The 1,817-nt window shown below is 76.5% G+C and carries 1 protein-coding gene; it reads right to left on the reverse strand.

Translation table 11 applies throughout. The annotated features are described in order from the left end of the window. The coding region (locus tag ACFRMQ_RS37300) for a type I polyketide synthase (protein ID WP_380735298.1) at positions 1-1,817 on the reverse strand (1,817 nt) is incomplete at both ends.

The raw sequence follows: 1,817 nt of genomic DNA on the forward strand, positions 1-1,817 counted from the left end.
GCTCGTGCAGGTGCCAGGCCGCGTCCACCTTGGGCCGCAGCACGTCGGCCAACTGCCCGACGGTCATCGAGGTGATCAGGCTGTCGTCCAGCACACCTGCCGTGTGGACGACCGCGGTGAGCGGGTGCTCGGCCGGGACGCCGGCCAGGAGGGCGGCCAGCGCGGACCGGTCGGCGGTGTCGCAGGCCGCGACGGTCACCTCGGCGCCCAGCCCGGTCAGCTCGGCGCGCAGTTCCTCGGCGCCCGCGGCCTTCAGGCCGCTGCGGCTGACCAGCAGCAGGTGCCGGGCACCGTGGACGGTCACCAGGTGCCGGGCCAGCAGGCTGCCCAGCACACCGGTGGCGCCGGTGACCAGGACGGTGCCGGTCGGGTCCAGCGGTGGGGCGGGGACCGTCTCCGTCCGCGGGGAGGGCTCGACCGGGGTCAGCCGGGGCACCAGGACCGCGCCGTCGCGGACCACCGCCTCGCTCTCCTCGCCGAACGGAACAGCCGTCAACAGGGCGGCGTCCGCGCCCCGCTCCAGGTCCACCAGGGCGAACCGGCCCGGGTGCTCCGAGCGCGCCGAGCGGACCAGGCCCCACGCGGGGGCGGCCACCGGATCCATGCTGTCCGCACCGCCCCCGCCGTCCACGGCTCCGGAGCAGACGAAGACCAACCGGGAGTCGGCGAACCGCTCGTCCGCCAGCCACTGCTGGACCAGCCCCAGGGTGTCGCGCACCAGGACGTGCGCGGAGTCCACCGGGTCCCCGGCCGGCGGCACCACACGGGCCAGCACCACCGGCGGCACGGCGGCTCCCCCGTCGACGGCCCGGCCCAGCGCGCCGAGATCGGCGAACCCACCGGCGGGTGAAGGCTGTTGCCGCCAGGGCAGCGCCTCCCCGAGAACGGCCCAGTCGGCAGGGTCCGCCGGGGCGGCCGGGACGGCGAGGGGCTGCCAGTCGAGCCGGAAGAGGCTGTCCGGTCCGCGACGCCCGGACCGCGACCGCGCCGAGGAGAGCGACGGCGCCGACGAGGGCGCGAGCCGGACCGCATCGGCCGAGGCCACCACCGCGCCGTCGGGGTCGGCGAGGACCACCGAGACGGTGTCCGCCGCCTCCGTACGGTCGATCACGGCACGGACGGCCGTGGCGGCCGCCGCGTGCACCTGCACACCCGACCAGGCCACCGGCACCAGCGGCTCGCCCGCGTCCTGGGCCACGGCCCAGGATCGCAGCGCCGCGTCCAAGAGGGCGGGGTGAAGGACGAATCCGCCTGCCTCGGCCACCTCGGCCTCGACCCAGACCCGGTTCTCCTCGTGCCACACCCGTCGCGGCGCGGGGAAGGCCGGGCCGTACTCGACGCCCTGTCCGGCGATCCGCTCCGCCACCGTCTCCTCGGGCAGCTCCGCACCGGGGCTCCAGGGCGCCGGCTCGGCGGCCTCTCGGTCGGCACCGACGGTCGCCGTCAGGTGCGTCGTCCACTTCTCGGCCTCGACCTTGCTCTGGTCGGGGCGCGAACGGACGCTGACCGACCGTCGGCCGCCCTCGTCCGCCGCGCCTACGGCCACCTGCACCCGGACCGCGCCCTGCTCGGGCAGGGCGAGCGGCACCACCTCGGCGGCCTCCTCCACCCGAGCCACACCTGCCAGGTCACCGGCGGCGACGACCAGGTCGAGCAGGAGCGCTCCAGGCAGGACGACCGTCCCGCCGATGGCGTGGTCGGTGAGCCAGGGGTGGGTGGACGGGGAGATCCGACCGGTCAACACCAGCCCACCATCGGGCAGTTCGACCGCCGCCGCGAGAAGCGGATGCCCGGCCTCGGACAGGCCCGCCGAGGAG

This window comes from Kitasatospora sp. NPDC056783, assembly GCF_042789895.1.
Classification (GTDB): Bacteria; Actinomycetota; Actinomycetes; order Streptomycetales; family Streptomycetaceae; genus Kitasatospora.